Source organism: Flavobacterium sp. (genome assembly GCF_028712645.1).
In the GTDB taxonomy this organism is placed as follows: domain Bacteria; phylum Bacteroidota; class Bacteroidia; order Flavobacteriales; family Flavobacteriaceae; genus Flavobacterium.
In genome coordinates, this window is the sequence record NZ_JAQTPQ010000298.1 from 1 (window position 1) to 3,970 (window position 3,970).

Sequence of the window (3,970 nt, forward strand, 5' to 3'; positions counted from 1 at the left end):
ATATTTTGATTAAATTAACTTGCTTGATTGGATTAGTAATTGCTCCAATTTTAGGAAACGGAAGCGCTTCTGAAAACAAAGTAATGAAGTGTACAATGGAAATGAAATCTTCTTGTGCTGAAGGAGAAATGAGGGGTAAATGCGATATGTCAAAATGCGCTACTATGTCTAAAGACGAATGTGTTGCAATGTGTGACAGCCTTGGTTGTACTCCAGATCAAAAAGAAATGTGTATGTCGCATTATGATGCTAACGGTAAGTTTATGGCAGGAGCTGGTGAGAAAGCGTGTTGTGCTAAAAAAATGACAGATGAAAAGAACATTAGAGTTGAAATAACAAACACTGACGGAAAAGCAAAAGCTACTGTAACTACTTCAGAAAACGGACAAGAAAATACTCAAGTTTTTGAAGGTTCATTAGAAGAAGTAAAAGCTAAAGTGGAAGCTTTGAAATAAAGCATTTTGTTTTTGATTAAATCAAAATGCCTCGCAAATTGCGAGGCATTTTTTTGTTTAAAGAGATATTCCTATGACAAACTGAGGAAAATATGAATGGCCTATTTAAAAGATAAATATAGCAATGATTTTATTTCCCAGGTTTTATTAATAACACGTTATTATATTTCTTTTTAATGTCAATCAGGGAGCGTTCTGCATCAATTCTTGTTTTGTAATTTCCAACCCATACTTTATAATTTGGCGTGTTAAAAACTATTGTAGCATCGATGTCGCTAAAATTTTGTTTAAAGTCACTTAAAGTTTTTTTTGCGTTTTCACTACTGCCATTATAGATTTGAATTTTATAAGAATCGTTAACGGTAAGTGATGGATTTATTTTTCTCTTTTCGTTTAGTAATTGTTCGAATTTCGAATCCTGATTTACAGTAACATTTTGGTCCTGAGCGTATAAATAAGAAGTCCAAGTATTTAAAATTACTAAGGATAAAAAGATTTTTCTTACGGTTAGTGTTTTCATAATGATCTTGTTTTTATGCAAAAATAATGTTTAATAACTAAAACTAACTTATCACTGCTATTTAGAATCAATATAAATTATATTTAAGACTATTTTAAGGTTTTGAGAATAGTTCTTAAAGTGTATTTTTGTCGAATATTTTAAAGAAAAAGTGATTTTTATCATATTTTAAATCTGGTAAAAGTCATATTCAATATTGTAGATAATCACTAAACTATATGAAAAAGGTGGGTTACCATAATTCGATTTCAAGGAAATTATATTTAGGTTTAGCTTTAATGCTAACTTTATCATTAACTTCATTTGCGCAAGATGCAGCTCCTGCTGCAACCGCAACACCAGTAGCTTCAACTCCAGCTGTTACTCAAGGTGGCGACCCTGTAAAAGGGAAAGAAATTTTCAACACTAATTGTGCTGCTTGTCACAAACTTGATGCAAAAGCAACTGGCCCTGCTCTTAGAGGTGTAGGAGCTAAGTATGACAAGTCTTGGATTTATAAATGGGTTCACAATAGTGCTGATTTAATTAAGTCTGGTGATGCTGCGGCTGTAAAAGTTTTTGAAGCAAATAATAAAATACCAATGACTCCTTTTCCTCAGTTGTCTGAAGCAGACATTGATAATGTTATTGCTTATACAATGGAGGCTAAAGCAGTAGTTGTCGCTCCGCTTCCGGGTATAACAGCTCCTGGTGCAGATGTAAATACAGGTGGGATTTCAAATAATATTATTTTAGGTGCATTGTCTTTAATAATGGCAATTCTTATCGTAATGTTGTTTTTGGTAAACAATGTTTTAAGAAAAGTGGCTGCTGCCAATGGAATTAGTGTTGCGCCAAAACAACCAACAATTTCAATTTGGAAGGCATTTGCAAAAAATCAATTTTTGGTATTAGTTACTTCAATATTCTTATTATTGGCGAGTGCGTTTTTTGTTTATGGATATTTGATGCAAGTTGGTGTTGATCAAAACTATTCACCAGTACAACCTATTCATTTCTCACACAGAATTCACGCAGGTAGCAACGGAATTAATTGTAATTATTGTCACTCTGCAGCACGTGTAAGTAAAAATTCGGGAATTCCTTCTTTGAATGTTTGTATGAACTGTCATAAAAATATTTCTGAAGTTTCAGATACTACAGCTACTAAAGATTATTCAAAAGCTGATTACGATAAAGAAATTGCTAAATTGTACAAAGCTGTAGGTTGGGATGCTGCCAATCAAAAATATACTGGAATAACTCAGCCAATAAAATGGGTTCGTATTCATAATCTTCAAAGTTTTGTTTACTTCAATCACTCACAACACGTAACTGTTGCTGGAGTTGCTTGTCAAACTTGTCACGGTCCAGTTCAAACTTTCGAAGTTCAAAAACAATTTGCCAAAATGACGATGGGTTGGTGTATTACTTGCCACAGAACAACTGATGTTAAGATGCAAGGTAATGGCTATTACAAAAAAATTCACGAACAACTTGCCAAAAAATATGGTCGTGATAAATTGACTATAGCGGAAATGGGTGGATTGGAATGCGGTAAATGCCATTATTAAAAAAGTTTAAAGTTTCAGGTTGTTGAAACTTGAAACTTGAAACAAAAGAAACTTGAAACAAAAAAATTAAGAAGCTAATATTTATATAGAATATGTCATCAAACAAAAAATACTGGAAAAGTGTTGAAGAACTAGACGGAAATAGTTCTATTGTTGAGGCGCTTAGAAATAACGAATTTGTTGAAGAAATTCCTACTGATGAATTTTTAGGAAATAGTGATGCTACATCCTTTTCAACAACAACACGTCGTGATTTTTTAAAGTACGTTGGGTTTACCACAGCGGCAGCCACACTTGCAGCCTGTGAAGGTCCTGTACATATGTCGATACCTTATGTAGTTCAGCCAGAACAAATCATCCCGGGAATTGCAGATTATTATGCAACTTCGGTTTTTGATGGTTTTGATTTTGCCAATCTTTTAGTGAAAACTCGTGAAGGGCGTCCTATCAAAATTGACAACAACACTATGCCTGGCGCAAAATTTGCAGCAAATGCCAGAATTCACGCATCGATATTGTCATTATATGATAGTATGCGTTTGAAAGAACCAAAAATTGCTGGAAGCAAAGCCACTTGGGTTAGTGTTGATTCAAAAATAAAATCAAGTTTGGCTGATGCTAAAGCAAAAGGAGGACAAGTTGTTCTTTTGACTAGCACATTGGCAAGTCCTTCAACTGAAAAGTTAATTGCCGAATTTATTGCCAATAATCCAAATGCTAAACACGTAATTTATGATGCTGTTTCTTCATCAGAAGCATTAGATGCTTTCGAAACCGTTTACGGAGAAAGAGCTTTGGTTGATTATGATTTTTCAAAAGCTTCAGTAATTGTTTCCGTTGGTGCTGATTTCCTTGGAGATTGGCAAGGTGGAAGTTATGATTCAGGTTATGCTCAAGGCAGAATTCCTAAAAACGGAAAAATGTCACGTCATTTCCAATTAGAAGCGAATATGACTTTGTCTGGTGCGGCTGCCGATAAACGTTTGGCAATGTCAACCGCAAATCAAAAGCAAGCATTAGTCCTTATATATAATACAGTTGTTGGCGCTTCGGTTCCGGTTACTTTAGATGCAAAATTTAAAGCTGAAGTTACTAAAGCTGCTCAACAGTTGAAAGCTGCTGGAAGCAAAGGGGTTTTGGTTTCTGGAATCCAAGATAAAAATGCGCAGTTATTAGTCTTGGCTATTAACCAAGCATTAGCAAGTGAATCTTTTTCAACTATTGGAACAAGACAAATTAGAAAAGGATCAAGCGAAAAAGTAGCTCAATTAGTGAATGATATGAAAGCAGGAAGCGTTCATACTTTGATTATGAGTGGTGTGAATCCAGTTTATACTTTACCAAATTCAAAAGATTTTGTTGACGGATTGAAAAAAGTGAGTCTTCCGGCTTCATTCTCATTGAGAGAAGACGAAACAGCTTCATTAACAACAATTGCAGCT

The 3,970-nt window shown here is 34.3% G+C and carries 3 protein-coding genes and 1 pseudogene; 3 read left to right on the top strand and 1 reads right to left on the bottom strand.

Going from position 1 to position 3,970, the window contains the following annotated elements; all coding sequences use genetic code 11:
- Positions 1-455: pseudogene (locus PHC28_RS16640) on the top strand (sodium-translocating pyrophosphatase); the annotation flags it as partial.
- A gap of 130 nt (positions 456-585) precedes the next feature.
- On the opposite strand, the gene PHC28_RS16645 reads toward PHC28_RS16640, so the two are convergent.
- Positions 586-975, bottom strand: a complete 390-nt coding sequence (locus PHC28_RS16645) for an SPOR domain-containing protein (RefSeq protein WP_300103260.1) — start codon at positions 973-975, stop codon at positions 586-588.
- Between the two features lie 218 nt (positions 976-1,193).
- On the opposite strand from PHC28_RS16645, the gene PHC28_RS16650 reads away from it, so the two are divergent.
- A complete protein-coding gene (locus PHC28_RS16650) occupies positions 1,194-2,528 on the top strand; it encodes a c-type cytochrome (protein WP_300103262.1) in 1,335 nt (444 codons plus the stop codon).
- A 92-nt stretch (positions 2,529-2,620) separates the two neighbouring features.
- Positions 2,621-3,970: TAT-variant-translocated molybdopterin oxidoreductase (locus tag PHC28_RS16655; protein WP_300103264.1), on the top strand; the 1,350-nt coding region annotated here is incomplete at its 3' end.

Bases quoted from the DNA above. Each gene is read 5' to 3' on its own strand.
- PHC28_RS16650 (WP_300103262.1), top strand. From the start codon at position 1,194: ATGAAAAAGGTGGGTTACCATAATTCGATTTCAAGGAAATTATATTTA.
- PHC28_RS16645 (WP_300103260.1), bottom strand. From the start codon at position 975: ATGAAAACACTAACCGTAAGAAAAATCTTTTTATCCTTAGTAATTTTA.